Source organism: Sandarakinorhabdus glacialis (assembly GCF_014643455.1).
GTDB classification, from domain to species: domain Bacteria; phylum Pseudomonadota; class Alphaproteobacteria; order Sphingomonadales; family Sphingomonadaceae; genus Sandarakinorhabdus; species Sandarakinorhabdus glacialis.
Genome location: NZ_BMJM01000002.1, coordinates 284,949 through 302,308 on the forward strand (window position 1 = coordinate 284,949; position 17,360 = coordinate 302,308).

At 65.7% G+C, this 17,360-nt stretch carries 15 protein-coding genes, 1 tRNA gene and 2 pseudogenes; 5 read left to right on the forward strand and 13 right to left on the reverse strand.

Translation table 11 applies throughout. The features are described from left to right. Positions 1-57 precede the first annotated feature (57 nt). The 3 genes and pseudogenes from IEW98_RS04270 to hfq form a co-directional block, all read left to right on the forward strand. Positions 58-2,355 carry a sensor histidine kinase NtrY-like gene (locus IEW98_RS04270; RefSeq protein WP_188761682.1) on the forward strand — a complete coding sequence of 766 codons (2,298 nt, stop codon included), beginning with the start codon at positions 58-60 and terminating at the stop codon, positions 2,353-2,355. 14 nt (positions 2,356-2,369) lie between these two features. After that, positions 2,370-3,767 (forward strand): nitrogen assimilation response regulator NtrX, encoded by a 1,398-nt coding sequence (gene ntrX / locus IEW98_RS04275; RefSeq protein ID WP_188761683.1) that lies wholly within the window; start codon positions 2,370-2,372, stop codon positions 3,765-3,767. 162 nt (positions 3,768-3,929) lie between these two features. Then, a pseudogene (hfq, locus tag IEW98_RS04280) lies at positions 3,930-4,160 on the forward strand (RNA chaperone Hfq); the annotation flags it as partial. A gap of 27 nt (positions 4,161-4,187) precedes the next feature. Here the strand turns inward: hfq and IEW98_RS04285 are convergent. Then, positions 4,188-4,499: pseudogene (locus IEW98_RS04285) on the reverse strand (MazG nucleotide pyrophosphohydrolase domain-containing protein); the annotation flags it as partial. A gap of 188 nt (positions 4,500-4,687) precedes the next feature. Here IEW98_RS04285 and IEW98_RS04290 point away from each other — a divergent pair. Continuing rightward, complete coding sequence (locus IEW98_RS04290) at positions 4,688-5,722, forward strand: YeiH family protein (protein ID WP_243450547.1); 1,035 nt, start codon at positions 4,688-4,690, stop codon at positions 5,720-5,722. A 64-nt stretch (positions 5,723-5,786) separates the two neighbouring features. Here the strand turns inward: IEW98_RS04290 and IEW98_RS04295 are convergent, their stop codons facing one another. Genes IEW98_RS04295 through IEW98_RS04335 form a run of 9 tightly spaced genes read right to left on the reverse strand, consistent with a single transcriptional unit; the run spans position 5,787 to position 14,015 of the window. Further along, complete coding sequence (locus IEW98_RS04295; RefSeq protein WP_188761685.1) at positions 5,787-6,569, reverse strand: MBL fold metallo-hydrolase; 783 nt, start codon at positions 6,567-6,569, stop codon at positions 5,787-5,789. Continuing rightward, entirely contained in the window at positions 6,566-7,345 is a 780-nt protein-coding gene (locus IEW98_RS04300) for a TatD family hydrolase (RefSeq protein WP_188761686.1), read from the reverse strand. Before IEW98_RS04300 ends, IEW98_RS04295 begins: the two co-directional genes overlap by 4 nt. 10 nt (positions 7,346-7,355) lie before the next feature. Continuing rightward, the gene (locus IEW98_RS04305; RefSeq protein WP_371870748.1) at positions 7,356-7,886 is read right to left on the reverse strand and encodes a GNAT family N-acetyltransferase; all 531 of its coding nucleotides are present in this window, start codon (positions 7,884-7,886) and stop codon (positions 7,356-7,358) included. Further along, positions 7,883-9,409: a methionine--tRNA ligase gene (gene metG, locus IEW98_RS04310; protein ID WP_188761687.1), complete on the reverse strand. Its 1,527-nt coding sequence runs from the start codon at positions 9,407-9,409 to the stop codon at positions 7,883-7,885. The genes IEW98_RS04305 and metG overlap by 4 nt, the downstream gene beginning before the upstream one ends. A gap of 49 nt (positions 9,410-9,458) precedes the next feature. Beyond that, positions 9,459-10,415 carry a DNA polymerase III delta subunit-related protein gene (locus tag IEW98_RS04315; protein ID WP_243450548.1) on the reverse strand — a complete coding sequence of 319 codons (957 nt, stop codon included), beginning with the start codon at positions 10,413-10,415 and terminating at the stop codon, positions 9,459-9,461. Further along, on the reverse strand, positions 10,412-11,026 hold the full coding sequence (gene tmk, locus IEW98_RS04320) for a dTMP kinase (protein WP_188761688.1): 615 nt from the start codon (positions 11,024-11,026) through the stop codon (positions 10,412-10,414). Before tmk ends, IEW98_RS04315 begins: the two co-directional genes overlap by 4 nt. 7 nt (positions 11,027-11,033) lie before the next feature. Beyond that, entirely contained in the window at positions 11,034-12,188 is a 1,155-nt protein-coding gene (locus IEW98_RS04325) for a D-alanyl-D-alanine carboxypeptidase family protein (RefSeq protein WP_188761689.1), read from the reverse strand. A gap of 32 nt (positions 12,189-12,220) precedes the next feature. Continuing rightward, a complete protein-coding gene (locus tag IEW98_RS04330) occupies positions 12,221-12,985 on the reverse strand; it encodes a septal ring lytic transglycosylase RlpA family protein (protein ID WP_188761690.1) in 765 nt (254 codons plus the stop codon). Continuing rightward, complete coding sequence (locus IEW98_RS04335) at positions 12,960-14,015, reverse strand: lytic murein transglycosylase (protein ID WP_188761691.1); 1,056 nt, start codon at positions 14,013-14,015, stop codon at positions 12,960-12,962. The genes IEW98_RS04330 and IEW98_RS04335 overlap by 26 nt, the downstream gene beginning before the upstream one ends. Before the next feature lie 103 nt (positions 14,016-14,118). Between IEW98_RS04335 and IEW98_RS04340 the strand changes: the two genes are divergently transcribed. Continuing rightward, a tRNA-Ser gene (locus IEW98_RS04340) sits at positions 14,119-14,208 on the forward strand. Here the strand turns inward: IEW98_RS04340 and IEW98_RS04345 are convergent. From IEW98_RS04345 to IEW98_RS04355, 3 genes are all read right to left on the reverse strand, one after another. Beyond that, positions 14,176-15,588: a PepSY-associated TM helix domain-containing protein gene (locus IEW98_RS04345; protein WP_243450549.1), complete on the reverse strand. Its 1,413-nt coding sequence runs from the start codon at positions 15,586-15,588 to the stop codon at positions 14,176-14,178. The two genes, IEW98_RS04340 and IEW98_RS04345, sit on opposite strands and share 33 nt — an antisense overlap. Positions 15,589-15,709: 121 nt before the next feature. Continuing rightward, positions 15,710-16,105, reverse strand: coding sequence for a hypothetical protein (locus IEW98_RS04350; protein WP_188761692.1), 396 nt, complete (start codon positions 16,103-16,105; stop codon positions 15,710-15,712). 268 nt (positions 16,106-16,373) lie between these two features. After that, a complete protein-coding gene (locus IEW98_RS04355; protein WP_188761693.1) occupies positions 16,374-17,351 on the reverse strand; it encodes an NADPH:quinone oxidoreductase family protein in 978 nt (325 codons plus the stop codon). Positions 17,352-17,360 lie beyond the last annotated feature (9 nt).

Here is a 17,360-nt window from a genome sequence, read left to right on the forward strand (position 1 = left end):
CATCGCCGCAACGCCTGTGTTCCTTCTGCCACTATTATGGCATAGGATGTGCTGTTGATGCTCGATACCACCGCCTTGCACGTCGCCGACGCATCGCCGTCCATGCGGTGGCGAGTGCTGCGCCGACGCTACAGCCGCTGGGTCAAGCGCGTCGATCTTTATCCCCGGCTCGAAATCATCGCAGCAGTCCTGACCATCGTCCTTGGCTGGTCGAGCTATGCGCTCCTTACCGGCCAGGCCGCGCCGGCAAATGGCGTTTCGCCGCCGCTAGTGACGCTGCTCCTCGTCGCCAATCTGCTCCCGGTCATGGTCCTCGTCGTGCTCATCGCTCGCCGTGTCGCCATCCTGCTCGCCAATCGCCGCAACGGCCTTGCCGGCGCCCAGCTCCATGTCCGCATGGTCGCGCTATTCGCCGGCATCGCCGCCGTCCCCACCATCCTCGTCGTCATCTTCGCGTCGTTGCTGTTCCAGTTCGGCGTCCAGTTCTGGTTCTCCGACCGTGTCAAGACCGTGCTCGACAGCTCGAATCAGGTCGCACAGGCCTATGTCGAGGAAAACCGCCAGCGCGTCGGCGACGACATCACCGCCATGGCGGGTGATATCGACAGCTATGCCCGCGAATTCGGCCTCGGCACGCCAACTTTCGCCGAAGGCCTCGAACGCCAGAAACTCGGGAGGAACCTCACCGAAGCCGCTGTTTTCAAACGTGTCGGCGATCGCGGCATCGCACCCGTCTCAGCGAGCGGCATCTCGGTCACCGAGCTCGCGGACCGCCTCGCCGTCGTGGATCTCGGCCGCGCCAGCACCAGCGCGGCAACCGTCGTCGCCAAGGGCAGCGACCGTATCGAGGCCATCGTCGGCGTCGCCAACACCCCCGGTCTCTACATCTATGTCAGCCGCAAGGCCGATCCCGCGGTCCTCGCTCGCGCCGACCGCGCCGCCGGAGCGCTCGATGAATATCGCTCGCTCGTCGAGCGCTCGCGGACCATGCAGCTGCGCTTTAACCTCGTCCTGATGGGCGTTTCGCTGCTGACCCTCGCCGTCGCCATCTGGTTCGCTTTATGGCTCGCCAACCGCATGGTCGCACCGATCGCGCGCCTTGCCGTTGCCGCCGAGCGCGTCGGGGCAGGGGACCTCGATGCCCGTGTGCCGGTGCGCGGCTCGCCCGACGAGATCGGCACTTTGGCGCGCGCCTTCAACCGCATGACGGCGCAATTGAAGACCCAGCAACAGGCGCTGATCGGCGCTAACAGCCAGCTCGACGCGCGCCGCCAGTTCACCGAAGCGGTGCTTTCGGGCGTATCGGCCGGCGTCCTGTCGATCTCGCCGGCCGGCGACATCCGCGTCGCCAATCGGTCGGCCGCGGCGCTGCTGCAATCCTCCGAAGATCGCCTGATCGGCCAGCCGCTGCGCACCGCCGTGCCCGATCTCGCCGTGCTACTCGAACAGGCCCAGCACAGCGGTGACGCCGCCGGCCAGGTCCGCATCGTCCGGGGCACCGAAACGCAAACGCTGTCGGTTCGCATCGCCGCCGAAACCGGTACCGATGGCGGTTACGTGCTGACCTTCGACGATATTTCAGCGCAGCTCGCCGATCAGCGCCGCGCCGCCTGGGCCGATGTCGCTCGCCGCATCGCCCATGAGATCAAGAACCCGCTGACCCCGATCCAGCTTGCCGCCGAGCGTTTGCAACGCAAGTTCGGCAAGCAGATCAGCGAGGATGCCGACACCTTCGGCGTGCTGACCGGCACCATCGTGCGCCAGGTCGGCGACCTGCGCCGCATGGTCGATGAATTCTCCGATTTCGCCCGCCTGCCCAAGCCGATTTTCGGCGCCGAAAGCCCCGAGCGCATCGCCGCCCAGGCGCTCGTGCTTCAGGAAGTCGCCTTCCCGGCGATCGTCTTCACCCTCGAGGGCACCACTGTCGAACCGATGGTCTGCGATCGCCAGCAGATTGCCCGGGCGCTGACCAACCTCATCAAGAATGCCGCCGAATCGGTGATGGCGCGCATCGCCCGGCAAACCGCCGCCGGCGAGACGCCCGCCGAGGGCCGCATCCACATCCTCGTCGCCGACGCCGCCGATTTCGTCACTATCACCGTCACCGACAACGGCATCGGCCTGCCCGCCGAGGGCCGCGACCGGCTCACCGAACCCTATGTCACGACCCGCGCCCGCGGCACCGGGCTCGGCCTCGCCATCGTCAAGAAGATCGTCGAGGACCACGGCGGCACTCTCGAATTAGGCGACGCGCCTGGCGAACCCGGCGCCTTTGCCGCCGCACGTTTCAGCCGCGCCATGGTCGCCGACAGCATCGGCAGCGATGGCCGCATGGCGCTTCGCATCACTGCATGAGGAACGGATAAAGCATGGCCCTCGATATCCTCATCGTCGACGACGAAGCCGACATCCGCGATCTCATCGCCGGTGTCCTCGGCGACGAGGGCTACGACACCCGCACCGCCGGCGACAGCGACGGCGCCCTCGCCGCGCTCGCCGAGCGCCGGCCTTCGCTGATAGTCCTCGATGTCTGGCTACAAGGCTCGCGCCTCGACGGCATCGAACTCCTCGACGAGATCAAATTGCGCGAGCCGACACTGCCGGTGGTCGTCATTTCGGGCCATGGCAACATCGAAACCGCTGTCGCCGCAATCAAGCGTGGCGCCTATGACTTTATCGAAAAACCGTTCCAGGCCGAACAGTTATTACTCGTTGTTCGCAGGGCCACTGAGACCGAACGTCTCAAGCGCGAGTTCGAGGCGCTGAAGGAGCGTGTCGGCTTCGACACCGAACTGACCGGCTCGAGCGCACTGATCAACGGGGTCCGCGCCACGCTGAAACGCGTCGCCGCCACCGGCAGCCGCGTCCTCATCACCGGGGCCGCCGGCTCCGGCAAGGAAGTCGCCGCGCGCCTGCTTCATCAATGGAGCCCGCGCGAAGCCTCGCCCTTCGTCGTCGTCAGCGCCGCGCGCATGACTCCCGACCGCGTCGAGGAGGCACTGTTCGGCGTCGAGGAAGGCGGGCATCTCGTCCATTCCGGCCTGTTCGAACAGGCGCACGGCGGCACACTGTTCCTCGACGATGTCGCCGACATGCCGGTGCCGACCCAGGCCAAGATCCTGCGCGTCCTCACCGAACAGATTTTCCAGCGCGTCGGGGGCTCGCGCTGGGTCCGCGTCGACGTTCGCGTCATCAGCGCCACCTCGCGCGATCTTGTCGCCGAAATTGCCGCCGGGCGTTTCCGTGAAGACCTTTACTACCGCCTCAACGTCGTCCCGGTGCGCTTGCCGTCGCTGTCCGAACGCCGCGAGGATGTCGCTGAACTCGTGCAGTATTTCCTCACCCGATACGCCGCCGAACGCCGTGTCGCCACGCCGGCGCTCAGCGACGACGCCATCGCCGCGCTGCAGACCTACGACTGGCCCGGCAACGTCCGCCAGCTCCGCAATGTCGTCGAGCGCACCATGATTCTCGCGCCTGCCGACCGCATCGTCTCGATCGACATCGACATGCTGCCTTCCGAGGTCACCGCCGAACCGGCGCGCCTCGTTCCCAACCAAGCCGTTCGCTCGATCATGGGCACGCCGCTCAGGGAAGCGCGCGAGGCCTTCGAGCGCGAGTATCTCCGTGCCCAGATCCGGCGCTTTTCCGGCAATATTTCCAAGACAGCAGCCTTCATCGGCATGGAACGCTCGGCATTGCACCGCAAATTGAAGGCACTGGGCCTCAGCGACGATCACGGCGAAGAGGCGGAAGCCGAAGCCTAGATCGTCGGCGAGGAAACGCGCTCGCATGCCAAAGCCCATTGAGAACTATGCTGCGGCGCACTATCCTTCGATTGTCGCACCGGGAAGGTGCGGTCGCCGACGCCGGGCAACGAGGTGATCGCGGGGCAACCCGACGATAAAAGATCGGAAAGTGGTTCTAACATGGCCGACAAAGCAAACAACTTGCAGGATATTTTCCTGAACGCGGTCCGCAAGACCAAGACCCCGGTGACAATGTTTCTCGTCAACGGCGTCAAATTGCAGGGCATCATCACCTGGTTCGATAACTTCTCGGTGCTGCTGCGCCGTGACGGCCATTCGCAACTCGTGTACAAGCACGCCATCTCGACGGTTATGCCGGCCAGTCCGGTGCAATTGTTCGATGCTGAAAAGATTGAAGGCGAAGACGATGACGCCTTGCCCGAAGATATGCGGATGCCGCCGTTCCATCTTGTCGCAAATCGCCGCCACCACATCGTCCAGCGCGAAATGCCCGGCTTCCTCGGCGATCCGCGAATGAAACACCACCTGGAGCAACAAGTCGCCCAGTTCGCCCTTCAGCTCGCCCATGTCACCCACGGCAATCGCCTCGGCAACCTCATAGGCCTCCTCGATCGTATAGGGCGCGATCGTCGCAAAACTCTGCGCCCGGTCCCACGGGCACCCGTCCACCGGATCACGCAATCGCGCCATGATCGCAGCCAGTCGGGAAAGCGTCGGTGCAGGAGCCATCGAAAGCGTCTGCCGCAACACTGCGGCGATGTCATCACTCACGGTGCAATCGAAAGCGGGGCAGGCCCTTTCGTCGTTAATCTCATATCCCGATAATATATATTATGTTAAATAACCAACGGGGCTTGGCCAAACCCCCCCGTTGCAATAACGCTTCAACGATGCGCTCAGAGCCCCGTCCTTCGCAAATGCCCCAGGCCGCCGACCTGTTCGGCGATATCGAGGCAACGCCCAAGGTTCGCCTGCGCGATTATCTCCCCGGCCTCACTGTCGCCGTCCTCGCCACGCTCGCCGCCGCCAGCCTCACCGATCGCTATGGCGTGCCGCTCACCCTGATGGCGCTGCTCATCGGGCTGGCACTCAACTTCCTGTCCGCCGACCACCGCCTCACACCTGGCCTGACGCTCGCCGCACGCGAGCTGCTCCGCTGGGCCATCGTCCTCGTCGGCGCCCGCATCACCTTCGCCCAGATCGCCGCGCTCGGCCCGGAGGCCTTGCTGATGGTCATTCTCACCGTCGCCGTTACCATCGGCGTCGGTGTCCTCGCTGCCCGCGCGCTCGGCTTCACCTCGGCGTTCGGCGTCCTTGCCGGCGGCGCCGTCGCCATCTGCGGCGGCTCGGCGGCAATGGCGCTGTCGGCCACGCTCGGCGAACGCCGCGTCCGCCAGGCCGAGCTCACCGTCGTCCTCATCGGCATCTCGGCGATGAGCTCGCTCGCGATGGTGCTTTACCCCGCCGCCGCCCATGCCCTGGGCTTTTCCGACGCCCAGGCCGGCTATTTCCTCGGCGGTTCGATCCACGATGTCGCCCAGGCGCTCGGCTCGGGTTATGCCTTCTCGCCCGCCGCCGGTGAAACCGCCACCATCGTCAAACTCGCCCGCGTCGCCTTGCTCGCCCCAGCGCTCGGCGTCATCGCGCTGATGTTTCCCGCCCACCTCGAAATCACCGGCGCCAAGGCCCGCGCCGCCGTCATACCCTGGTTCGTCATCGGCTTTTTCATCGTGGCCGGAGTCAATTCGACCGGCTTCATCCCCGATCGCATCTCGACATTTGCCGCCGACACCGCCGCCTGGATGCTCGCCATCTCGGTCGCAGCGACAGCCATCCGCTCGCCGCTTGCTGAAATCATGAAGACCGGCCCCAAGCCCCTGCTCGTCATCGTCGCCGCCAGTGCCGCCGCCTTCGCCCTCGCCCTGCTCTACGCCGGCCTGCGCATCGCCTGACCCCTTCTCCCGCTCTGTCATGCCAGCGAAGGCTGGCATCCAGATTCGGACGTAGTGGAGCACCCTACCCCAACTCCACCACCAACCCATCAAACCCCGGCTCCACCCCCGCCGGCAGTTCCGCCACCAGCCCCGCATAATCCATCGACTGGTCCATATGCGTCAGCACCGCCCGCTCTGGACGATATTCCGCAATCCATTCAAGCGTTTGCGCCAGATGGCTATGCGACGGATGCGGCGCGCGCCGCAGCGCATCCACCACCCAAAGATCAAGCCCCGCCAGCATTGCATACGCCCGTTCGTCGAGCGTCTTCACATCGGTCGAATAGACCAGCGCCCGCCCCGCCGCCTCGATCCGATACCCGGTCGAATCGATATTGCCATGGTTCTGCTCGAACCCGGTGACCAGCATCTCCCCTACCCGCATCGGCTCGACAAGATCGGCCGCCGTACACGTCGGCGGATAAAATTTCGTCCCCGCAAACACATAGCCGAAGCGCTCGCGCAGTACGCCCCAGGTCGCCGCCGAGGCAAAGCACGCCACCGGCTCGCCCATCGCATGGAACACCTGCCGCAGATCGTCGATGCCATGCGAATGATCGGCATGGTCGTGCGTCAGGAACACCGCATCGAGATGCCGGACCCGCGCCGACAGCAATTGCTCGCGCAAATCCGGCCCGGTGTCGATCAACACCGTTTTGCCGCCATGCTCGATCAGCAGCGACACCCGCCGCCGGCGGTTCTTCGGCTCGGCCGGGTCGCACGCCCCCCAATCCCCTGCCCCATCCGGCCCACCGATCCGCGGCACGCCGCTCGATGTGCCGCAACCGAGGATGGTGATCTTCACGCCGGGCGCACCGCCTTGGAGAACAGCGCAAAGAAATTGTCGCTGGTACTCGCCGCCAGCGCTTCGACCGTCTCGCCGCGCAGCCCCGCCACGAATTTCGCCGTATGCGCCACGAACCCCGGCTCGCACGTCTTCCCGCGCATCGGGATCGGCGCCAGGAACGGCGCATCGGTTTCCACAAGCAACCGATCGCCCGGGATCGTCATCGCCGAGGCCTGCAGGTCCCTGGCGTTCTTGAAGGTCACGATACCTGACAGCGAGATATAGAAACCCAGCGCAAGTGCCTGTTCAGCAAAGTCCTGGCTCGCGGTGAAACAGTGGATGACACCGCGCAGGGCCCCTTCCCCCGGCTCGCGCAAAAGCGCCAGCGTATCGGCCTCGGCCTCGCGGGTGTGAACGATCAGCGGCAGCCCGGTCGCCCGAGACGCGAGGATATGCGCCCGAAAACTCGCCCGCTGCCGTTCGCGGTCGCTCTTGTCGTAATAATAATCGAGCCCCGTTTCGCCGATGCCGATCACCCGGCCGTGCCGCGTCGCCTCAATCAAGGTCGCCGCATCGGTATCGGGATGGACATCGGCCTCGTGCGGATGGATGCCGACCGTCGCCCAGACGTCCGCCTCGGCATCGGCAAGCGCGATGACCTCGTCCCACTCGCTCTGCCGCGTCGATATCCCGAGAAACCCGCCGACCCCCGCCGCGCGAGCCCGATCCAGAACGCCGGCAACGTCCTCGCGCAGGCCCGGATAATTGAGGTGGCAGTGGCTGTCGATCAACATGCCCCCTGCCCTACAGCGCCTTGCCCATCCGGACCAGAGGCACCGGCATCGCACCATTGGTGTCGAGGATCCGTTCGATCGGCACATAGCCCGCCGCGAGATACAGCGGCTGCCCCGACAAGGTGCTCATCAATTCGGCACGCGCAAAGCCGGCGGCCCGCGCGGCGTCCTCGCACGCTGCCAGGACCGCGCGCCCGACGCCGCGCCGGGCAAACCCCGGCTCGGTGTACATCGCCCGGATCCGCGCCGCCTCGGTCGCCGGATCGAGCAGCCGCGCATCGCGCCCGGAGCTATGGTCGCCGCCGTACAAAGTCGCACGCCGGCTCCAACCGCCGCTGCCCGCCAGTTCGCCGCCTATTTCCGCCATGAAATAGCAGCCGTCCGCGATCAACTGGCTATCGAGCCCCATCATCGAGGCGCTGGCAACGATCTCGTCGGGACTGAGGAAAGCGACCTGCAGCTCGGCGATTGCTCGGGCCATCATCGCCCGCAGCGCCGGCAGGTCCGCCGCTGTCGCCAGTCGAAGAACCGCCTCGCTCAAACCGCCTCGCTCCACCGCGGAAACACGCCCTGTGGTACCGGTAGTTGCGTTCCCGTATCGACAATCACCCCGATATCCTTGAAATCACGTGCATCGCTCGCCACGCCAAGCAGGTCGAGCAACCGCGCCGAAGCCTCGGGCATCACCGGCTGCACCAGCAAGACGATCCGCCGCGTCGCATCGAGCGTTGCATGAAGGACATTGGCCATCGCCCCGACATCGGTCTTGGCCAGGCTCCACGGTGCATTCTCGGCAAAGAAGCCGTTGGCGGCCGCGACCATGCCCATCACCGCCTCGAGCGCCTTGTGAAGCTGCAAGCCGTTCATCGCGGCAAAATACGCTTCAGTCAGCATTTCCAGGCTATCGTTCAGCGCATCCAGCCCCGCGGCCTCTCCCGGCCCCGGCATCGCGCCGTCCAGATTCTTGCCGACCATCGACAGCGACCGCTGCGCCAGATTGCCGATGCCGTTGGCAAGATCGGCGTTGGTCCGCTCGATGATCGCCTCGTCGCTATAGCTGCCGTCTTCGCCGAAGGCGACCTCGCGTACCAGGAACCAGCGCAGCCGGTCGACGCCGAAACGCTCGGCCATCGCCGCCGGATCAACGACATTGCCGACCGACTTCGACATCTTCTCGCCGCGGTTGAGAACGAAGCCATGCCCGAACACGGCCTTCGGCAAGGCGATGCCCGCCGACATCAGGAACGCCGGCCAGTAGATGGTGTGGAACCGCACCACGTCCTTGCCGATGACATGCAGGTCCGCCGGCCACCATTCGCCCTCCAGCCCACCCGCACCGGTCAGGTAATTCGCCAGCGCATCGACCCAGACATACATGACATGGCCGGGACTGCCCGGCACCGGCACGCCCCAGTCGAAACTGGTCCGCGACATCGACAGGTCTGAAAGTCCGCCGGCAACAAACGAGCGCATCTCGTTGAAACGGCTGATGGGCTGGATGAAGTCAGGCTGTTCAGCGTACAGCTTGAGCAGCGGTTCGGCATAGGCCGACAGCTTGAAGAACCAGCTTTCCTCGACCGTCCATTCAACGGGCGTCTGCTGCGGCGACAGCTTGATTGGCTTGCCAGCGGCGTCCTCGGCCACCACCAGCTCGGCTTCGTCATAATAGGCTTCGTCGCGAACCGAATACCAGCCCTCGTACCGCCCAAGGTACAAATCACCCTGTTCCGCCATCCGCGTCCACAATTCCTGGCACAGCGCCTTGTGATCGGCATCGGTCGTCCGGATAAACCGGTCGAAGCTGATCCCCAACTGCCGATCGAGTGCGATGAACGGCTGCGACATCCTATCGACATAGGCACGCGGCTCGACATCTTCGGCGCGTGCCGCCTGGGCGATCTTGAGGCCGTGCTCGTCGGTGCCGGTCAAAAAGCGCACGTCGTAACCGTCAAGTCGCTTGAAACGCGCGATAACGTCGGTGGCTATGGCTTCATAGGCATGGCCCATGTGCGGCTTGCCATTGGGGTACGCGATTGCCGTGGTGATATAGTAACGCTTGGTCATGGCGCAGGGAATGCGGGAGTTTTCGCTGCGGTGCAACTCGCCAGTCGCGCTAATGCGCTTCCGCCAGCGCCGCGATCCTGCCGGCCAGGTCAAAGGCGACCATCTGCGGGTCGAGCGACAGCGCCACCGCCCCTGCCGCGAGTGATGACGCAGCCTCCCAATCGGCGATGACATGCGCCAGCGCCGGCCCCGATCGGGTCTGCGCCGCCTTGGCGAGCATCGCTGGCGCCAGTTCGAGAAATGCCTGGTAGCGCGGCAAAGCCGCCTTGCCGGCGAGACTGCGCGCCAGCGCCAGCGCCTTGGCCGGAGCAGCCGCGCGCGGTGTCACCGACAAATCCTCCATCTGCTCGACCAGCGCCGCGATACCGCTCTCGGCAAACCGCAGCGCCCGCCCCGGCGCCCCTTCGGCGATCTGCACCAAAGTCGCCCGGTCATCGTCATCGAGCGAAGCATCGGCCGTCGCCGCCAGCACCGCATCGACCTGCACGTCCGAAAGGCGTCCGAACCGCAAAGACCGACACCGCGAGCGGATCGTCGGCAGCAGCCGCCCCGGCGTGTGGCTGACGAGGAAGAACAGCGTCTGCGGCGGCGGCTCCTCGAGGTTCTTGAGCAGCGCATTTGCGGACGCGACATTCATCTCGTCGGCGCTGTCGACGATCACCACCCGCCAGTCGGCGATCGACGGCGTCTGGCGAAACAGCGGCTGCAAGGCGCGGACCTCGTCGATCCGGATCACGCTGCGCAGCTTGCCCTTGTCGTCCTCGGTCCGCACCAGCCGCCGAAAATCCGGATGGCTTCCCGCCGCCGCCAGCGATGCCGCCGCGGTCCCGGTGCCGCCAGCGAACCCCTCCCCCGCCGGCTTGCCGGCCAGCAACCAGATCGCCGCCGTTTCGGCAAACAGCGCCTTGCCCAGTCCCTGCGGCCCGGTCAGCAACCAGGCGTGATGCGGGCGGTCGCCGTTGAATGCGGACTTGAACGCAGCGACCTGCTCGTCATGCCCGATCACGCGGAAACTCTCGCGGCAATCGCGGCCGCAAGCGCCTCGACCGACTGGTCGGCATCGAATCCAAAGCAACGCTTCGGCTCCATGTCCGGCAACATGCCGAAAAAGTCCGAAACGCGGGCGTGAAATGCCCCGTCATGGGCCTCGAACCGCCCCTCGACATCCCCGCGACCACCCGCCCGGGCCAGTCCCAGCACCGGGTTTACCCGCAGCACCAGCGTCAGGTCGGGCCATAGATTATCGGTCACCCGGCCATGAAGCTCGCACAATTCGGCATCGGCAATTCCCTTGCCTGCACCTTGGTAAGCCCGTGTCGAATCGACAAACCGATCACAGATTACCCACTCGCCGCGGTCCAGCGCCGGGCGAATGACCCGCGCCACATGGTCCGCCCGCGCTGCATTGACCAGGCAGGCTTCCGCCCACGGCGTCCACCGCCCCGGATCGCCCGTCACCAGCAAGTTCCGGACCGCCTCGGCGCCCTCGGTCCCGCCAGGTTCACGCGTCAATACAACGGTTTGCCCGGCATCCTTGAGCCGGGCAGCGAGCAACCGCGCCTGGGTGGACTTGCCGCTCCCCTCCCCGCCCTCGAACGTGATGAAGCGGCTGGTCACGCGCGGCTCAGCTTCCGGTCAGCGATTTCAGCCAATTCCAGAACTGCACCACCGGCCCGGCTTCCTCGACAGCAGCAGCAGCCACCAGCGGCAACCGCGTATCCGGCAGACCCTTCACCGACACCACGAGATCGCCAACCCGCGCCCCCTTGGCAATCGGCGCCTCGAGCCCTGCCTTGGCGACGACCTTGGTCGTCTTGTCGCTGCTGAAGCCGCGCGGCATGGTCACGAACAAAGCGCGCGCCGCCACCATGCCGACCGCCGGCTCGGCGCCGCCCGAAACCTTCGCCTGTCCAAGCACTTGACCCTTTTTGGCAACAGGTACCGCGCTCCATGCATTGAAGCCCCAGTTCATGAAATTGACCGAAGCACCGATGCGCTCGTTGAACGATGCCAGCCCGGCAACAACCATCACCAACCGCCGCCCACTCTGGATTGCCGACCCTGTAAAACCATAGCCGGCCTCCTCGGTATGACCGGTCTTCAGGCCATCGGCGCCGCTGATCTTGCCGAGCAGCGGGTTGCGGTTGGCCTGCGTGATCGCCTCGCCCTTGCCGAGCGTCTTGCCCCAAGTGAAACTGTCCTTGGAATAGAAGCGCTTATAAAGATCCGGAAAGTCGCGAATTGTGGCCTCGGCAACGATCGCCAGGTCGCGCGCGGTGACGTGCTGCTCGGGATCGGGCCAGCCATTGGTGTTGGTGAAGTGCGAGTTCTTCATGCCGAGCTTCTTCGCAGTCGCGTTCATCAGCGCGACGTAATTCTCCTCGGTCCCGCCCAGCCCTTCGCCAAGAACGACACATGCATCATTGCCCGAAAGGGTCACGATTCCATGGAGAAGGTCATCGACGCTGACCTGTTCGTTCACCGACAAAAACATTGTCGAACCCTGAGAATGCCATTTGGTCCAGGTTTCCGGACGCACCAGAATCTTCTGCTCGAGTTGTGCCTCGCCGCGCTTGATCATCTGGAACGCGACATAGACCGACATCATCTTGCCCATCGACGCCGGCGGGATCTGCGTGTCGGCATCCTTGGCGTAAAGCACCTGCCCGCTCGAAACGTCCTTCATGAAGGCATAGGCGGCCGGCGTATTGAAGCTGGGAACTTCGGCGCTGGCGGCAGAAGCCGAGATCAGCAGGGCGGCAAACAGGAATGAGCGCATCGGCAGGAATACTTTCGCGAGAATCAGGGGGTCTATCTTGACGGAATCAGCACGGCTTCGCTGTAACCCGCAGCCCGCAACTGCGCCAGCGCGGTATTGGCCGAATTGCTATCGGCATAGGGCCCCAACCGGATACGCGTCAGGCCCGACGGGGCGCGTTCGGTGACGACGCTGCCGAAGGTGGCGAGATAACCCGAAAGCCAGGCGATGCGACCGGGATCGGACAGCGCCGCGACCTGGATAAAGCTTTGCTGTAACGGCGCGGTCGGCGTCGGCAAAGCGACTACCGGCGGCGGCAGCGGAGTCCGCGAGGGCGCGAGGCTGTCGACGGTCGGCAGGTCGGGGTAGACGCGGCGGACGCGAACCTTGGCGACGCCGGGGCTATCGACGCCGAGTAACTGGGCGGCACGGCGTGACAGGTCGATGATGCGGCCCTGCACGAACGGCCCGCGATCGTTGATGCGGACGGTCAGCTTGCGGCCGTTGTCGAGGTTTTCGACCTCGACATAGCTTGGCAGCGGCAAGGTCTTGTGCGCCGCGCTCAGGCCATCCTGCTCATAACGCTCGCCATTCGCCGTACTCAGCGCGTGAAATCCCGGCCCGTACCAGCTGGCGATGCCGCGCTGGTCGTATTCGCGGTCATCAGACGGGTAATACCAGACACCGAACACCTGATACGGCTTGGCGATCTTGACGGCGCCCTGGACAGGCGCAGGAGGCTTGCGGTTCGCGGACGTGGAACACGCCGCGAGCAGCAGCAACAGCAGCAGTTCAGCGCGGCGACGTCGCAACCGCATCGCCGAGCAGCGCCACCGAGAGTGCGTAGAAATTGGAGCAGTTATAGTCCATCAACGACCGGTAGTTGGCCGTCGTCAGATAGGCCACTCCATCGGGTCCATCGGGTTCCACCAATGACATCGGCGTGGCTTCCGCTGGCCATGGCAGGCTGCTGGCGATGCCCATCTTTCTCCATTCGCCGGCCGGAATCCAGCGGCTGTGGCGCTCCATCGGCTTGATGCAGATGGTCGGCCGCGCCGGGTTGACGATCGCCCCGCGGTCGAAGCCGGCGGGCACGACAACCCGTTGGCCCCAGCGAACGCCGCGTTGCCAGCCGTGCTTGACCAGGTAGTTGGCGATCGACGCCGCGGTATCGGCATCGGAACTCCAGATGTCGGCACGGCCGTCCCCATCACCATCGACGGCGTATTCGAGGTAGGACGACGGCAGGAATTGCGGCTGTCCCATCGCGCCGGCCCAGCTGCCCTTGAGCATTTCGCGCGTGGCAATGTTGCGATCGAGGATGGTCAGGACAGCGTCGAGCTCCTTGGTGAACAAGGCGCTGCGGCGGCCATCCCAGGCCAGGGTGGCGAGGCTACGGGTGACGTCGAAATCCCCGGTGATGCGGCCGTAATTGGTCTCCATTCCCCAGATCCCGACGATGATCGCGGCCGGCACGCCGGTTTTCGCTTCGACGGCGGCAAGCTGGCTCGACAAGCGGGTGGCGGTTGCCGTGCCGCCGTTGATGCGCGCGGCGTCGAGACGGCGTGCCAGATAGCTGTCGAAGCGCGCCGGAGCGCCGCCGGTGTCGCCGGGTTGGCCGCGATCGAGTTCGATGACCCGATCCGACGGGGTCAGGCCGGACAGCGCCCGTTCGACGATCTCGGGACGGATGCCGCGTGCGAGCGCAGCGCTGCGATAGGTTGCCAACCAGGCGTCGAAACCGGGAGTGGCGGCCATGTGAGGCTGCGGCGCCAGAACCTGGGCGGCGACGGTCACCGGCAAAATGGACGTTGCAAGGGCAAAGGCGATAAGCATGATACGCGACATCGGCTCCTGATGGCACAGCCGGGCCGGCCCGGCCAGATATTCCGGGCGTTGGTTTACGCGCGGACTTGCGAAGGCGGCGCTGCAACGGCATTACGCCCCCACCGGAAGGGTGGCCGAGTGGTTTAAGGCAACGGTCTTGAAAACCGTCGTGGGGGAAACTTCACCGTGGGTTCGAATCCCACCCCTTCCGCCACACGGCATCGATCAGCGCGACGAAGATCAAGGACGCGCCGAGCATGGGCATGAGGATGCCGGCGACGACCAGCACGGCGAGGGCGACGCCGAGGCGGGCGTCCGACACCGCGGGCGGCGCGGCGAGCTTGCCAGAGGGCCGGCGGCGCCACCACATCGCCACGCCGCTGACGACAAGGACGACGATCGCGAGGCAGGGAACGAGCATCAGCAACTGGTTCGCGCGGCCGAAATAGCGGCCCATGTGGATCTGGACACCAAGCTCGATCGCCTTGCTGCCGATGCCATAGCGGGACCAGTCGTTTTCGCCGATAAGCGTGCCGGTCCAGCGGTCGAAGTGCCGAGTCCACTGCGCCTCGGGGCGGCCCGGCGAGACGAGTGCGGTGTAGACGCCAGTGGGGCCAGCCGGGAGGTAAAGGCGGTAGCCACCGGTAAAGCCGCCGGCGGCGATCTTCGCGGCAATGGCGTCGGCGCCCGTTATGGCGGAGGGGTCGGCGGCTGCTGGTGTGTCGGCCGGTATAGCAGGCATGTGCTCGGCGTGCGCCGGGTCGGAGGCCGGCATGGGCGTCGCCGCCTGCGACCAGCCGATGCGGCCCAGCGCCTCGCCCATCGGCTGGCTTTTGGGCGGAGAATAGCCCCAGCGCTGAGCTTGGTTGCCGATGCCCAAGGCAGTCACCGCACCGCGTACCAATGGCCCTTGGACGATGGACCAGGGCAACCCGGTGACCAGCAGGAAGGCGATGAGGGCGACGGTCCAGACGCCGGTGACGGCGTGGAGATCGCGCCAGAACAAGCGGCCGCGGGCTCGGAGGCGCGGCCAGAGCACACCGGCGAGCGAGCGGCGGCGCCTCGGCCACCACAATATCAGGCCGGTCGTGATGAGCACCAGAGCCCAGCAGGCGGCAAGCTCGACGACGACGCTGCCATAATCGCCCAAGGTCAGCGAGCCGTGCATGGAATCGGCGAAACCGACGAGGGTGCGGGTGTAGATAAAACTGCCGAGGACGCGCGCGGTGGCGGGATCGACCATGACCTGGCGCGGCTCGCCTGCCTTGGTGCGAAGGTAGACTTTGGCGGGGCGGTTGGGGGCGTCGGGCAGATCGATTCGCGAGGCTGTGCCGGGATAGGCGGCGACGGCGGCGGCGATGAGGTGCGAGGGCGGCATGGCCTGCGCTCCCGGCGCGACGAACTGCAGGCCGGGCATCGTCAGGTCGTTGAGCTCGTCGTTGAACAGGTAGATCGCGCCGGTCAAGCTGAGGATCAGCAGGAATGGCGCGACAATCAGCCCCGCATAGAAATGCCAGCGCCAGATGGCGCGGTAGCGGCGGGACATGAGCTGTGAGTCCGGACAGGCGGTGCCTGCGGTTGCGGTCGGGTTCATGGCGGATTCCGGGAGTGGGTCGGCCAGGTCGCGGGCCGATACGTGCAGGATCTGGTGGCGGCTGGGCGCGAGGCGCGCACTGGGCATTGCAAGCAAGCGCCGGCGCTCCTCACATACGCTTCTACGCCGTTGCCGGAGGTCCGCGCGTTCGAGGGCGAAGCTGGCCTTGCCCCGTGCTGGTCCGGGGCGTCGTTGCAGCAAGGCCCGAGGCCATGACGAAGGCGATGGCGACGAGCAGCAAAACCGGGTCAGCACCGGCGAGCATCGGCGCTGCAAAATTGCCGAATGCGCAGGGTTGCGGAGCCTTTTCCTGGCCTTTGTCGGAGTCGGACTTGCCGGGGACTGCGATCGTGACAATGCGCTGCATCGTGCCGGAGCAGACGACCATCGTCATGGTGCCGTTGGACAACGACGGCATCAGGCCGGCTGGCATGACCATCTTCATGCACAGCACCGCCATGAGCAGCACAAGGCCGAGCCAGCAATTCTGCCTGATGTGGGTGCGCAAGGCCTTCACGACGCCGGGGTATAGCGATGCGCGCCGTTTGTCACGATGCCAGATGGGCGCGCTATGACCCGAAGCTCAGGCTCACGAAGATCGTTTCGAACTCGGCGCGCGTTTCGGTGATCGAATAGCCCCAGACAGTGCTGATCTTGTAGGCGCCCTGCCCGGAGTCGCGAAGCTGACGCGGCCCTCGCGGAATCAGAGGAACGGATGCATTGCGTTGGTCGGCGGTTGCTTGGCTGTTTGGAACGAACTGGCCCCCGGCATGACAGCTTGGCGCTTAGTCCCGGACCGACAGAATGATCTTGCCGGGGGTCTTGCCGGCGAGACCTGCCTCGAGTGCCGGCCCGAAATCGGCCCAGTCGAAAATCTTGCCGACGGCGGGGGCGACGCGGCCGCCGCCGAGCCAGGCAGTGAGTGTGTCAAGGTGGCGGGCCGCGGCCGCTTTTTCGAAAAGCTGGAATTGGCGGACGTCGACGCCGATCAGCGCGGCGCCTTTCATCAGGGTCAGGTTGCTCGGCAGCGCGGGGATCGGCCCGCCGACGAAACCGACGACGAGATGGCGGCCGCCCCAGCCGAGCGATCGGAAGGCGGACTCGAATAGCGGGCCACAAAGCGGATCGAAGACCATGTCGAGCTTGCGGCCGGCAAGGAGCGCCTTCAACCGGTCGCGCCAGCCGTCGACGTCGGTATCGATGACCGCATCGGCGCCGCGAGCTAGCGCGAAGGCGTGTTTTTCGGGCGTCGAGGCGGCGGCGATGACATGGGCGCCATGGGCCTTGCCGACATCGATTGCAGCGCTGCCGACACCGCCGGCGGCGCCGAAGACCAGCATCGTTTCGCCGGACGTCAGCTGACCGCGATCAGCTAGGCCGTGGAGCGCAGTGAGGTAGTTGAGCGGAAACGCGGCGCCGGCCTCGAAGCTGGCGTTGACGGGCAGGTGGCGGCTCGTCGCGGCGGGAGCGAGGACCTGCTGGGCGAAACCATGGACGGTCATGGCAACCACGCGGTCACCGATCGACCAGCCGCTGACGCCGTCGCCGATGGCATCGACGACGCCGGCGACCTCGCTACCGGGGATGTGCGGAAGCGGCGGCTTGACCTGATAGCGCCCGAGCGCGACCAGCGCATCGACATAGCCGATGCCGACCGCCGCGACGCGGATGCGGAGCTGGCCGGCGCCGGGTTCTGGAGTGGGCAACTCGACCTCGGCATAGTCGGCGAGCGAATCGAGGCGAGCGGCGGAAATGGCTTTCATCGGGCGATC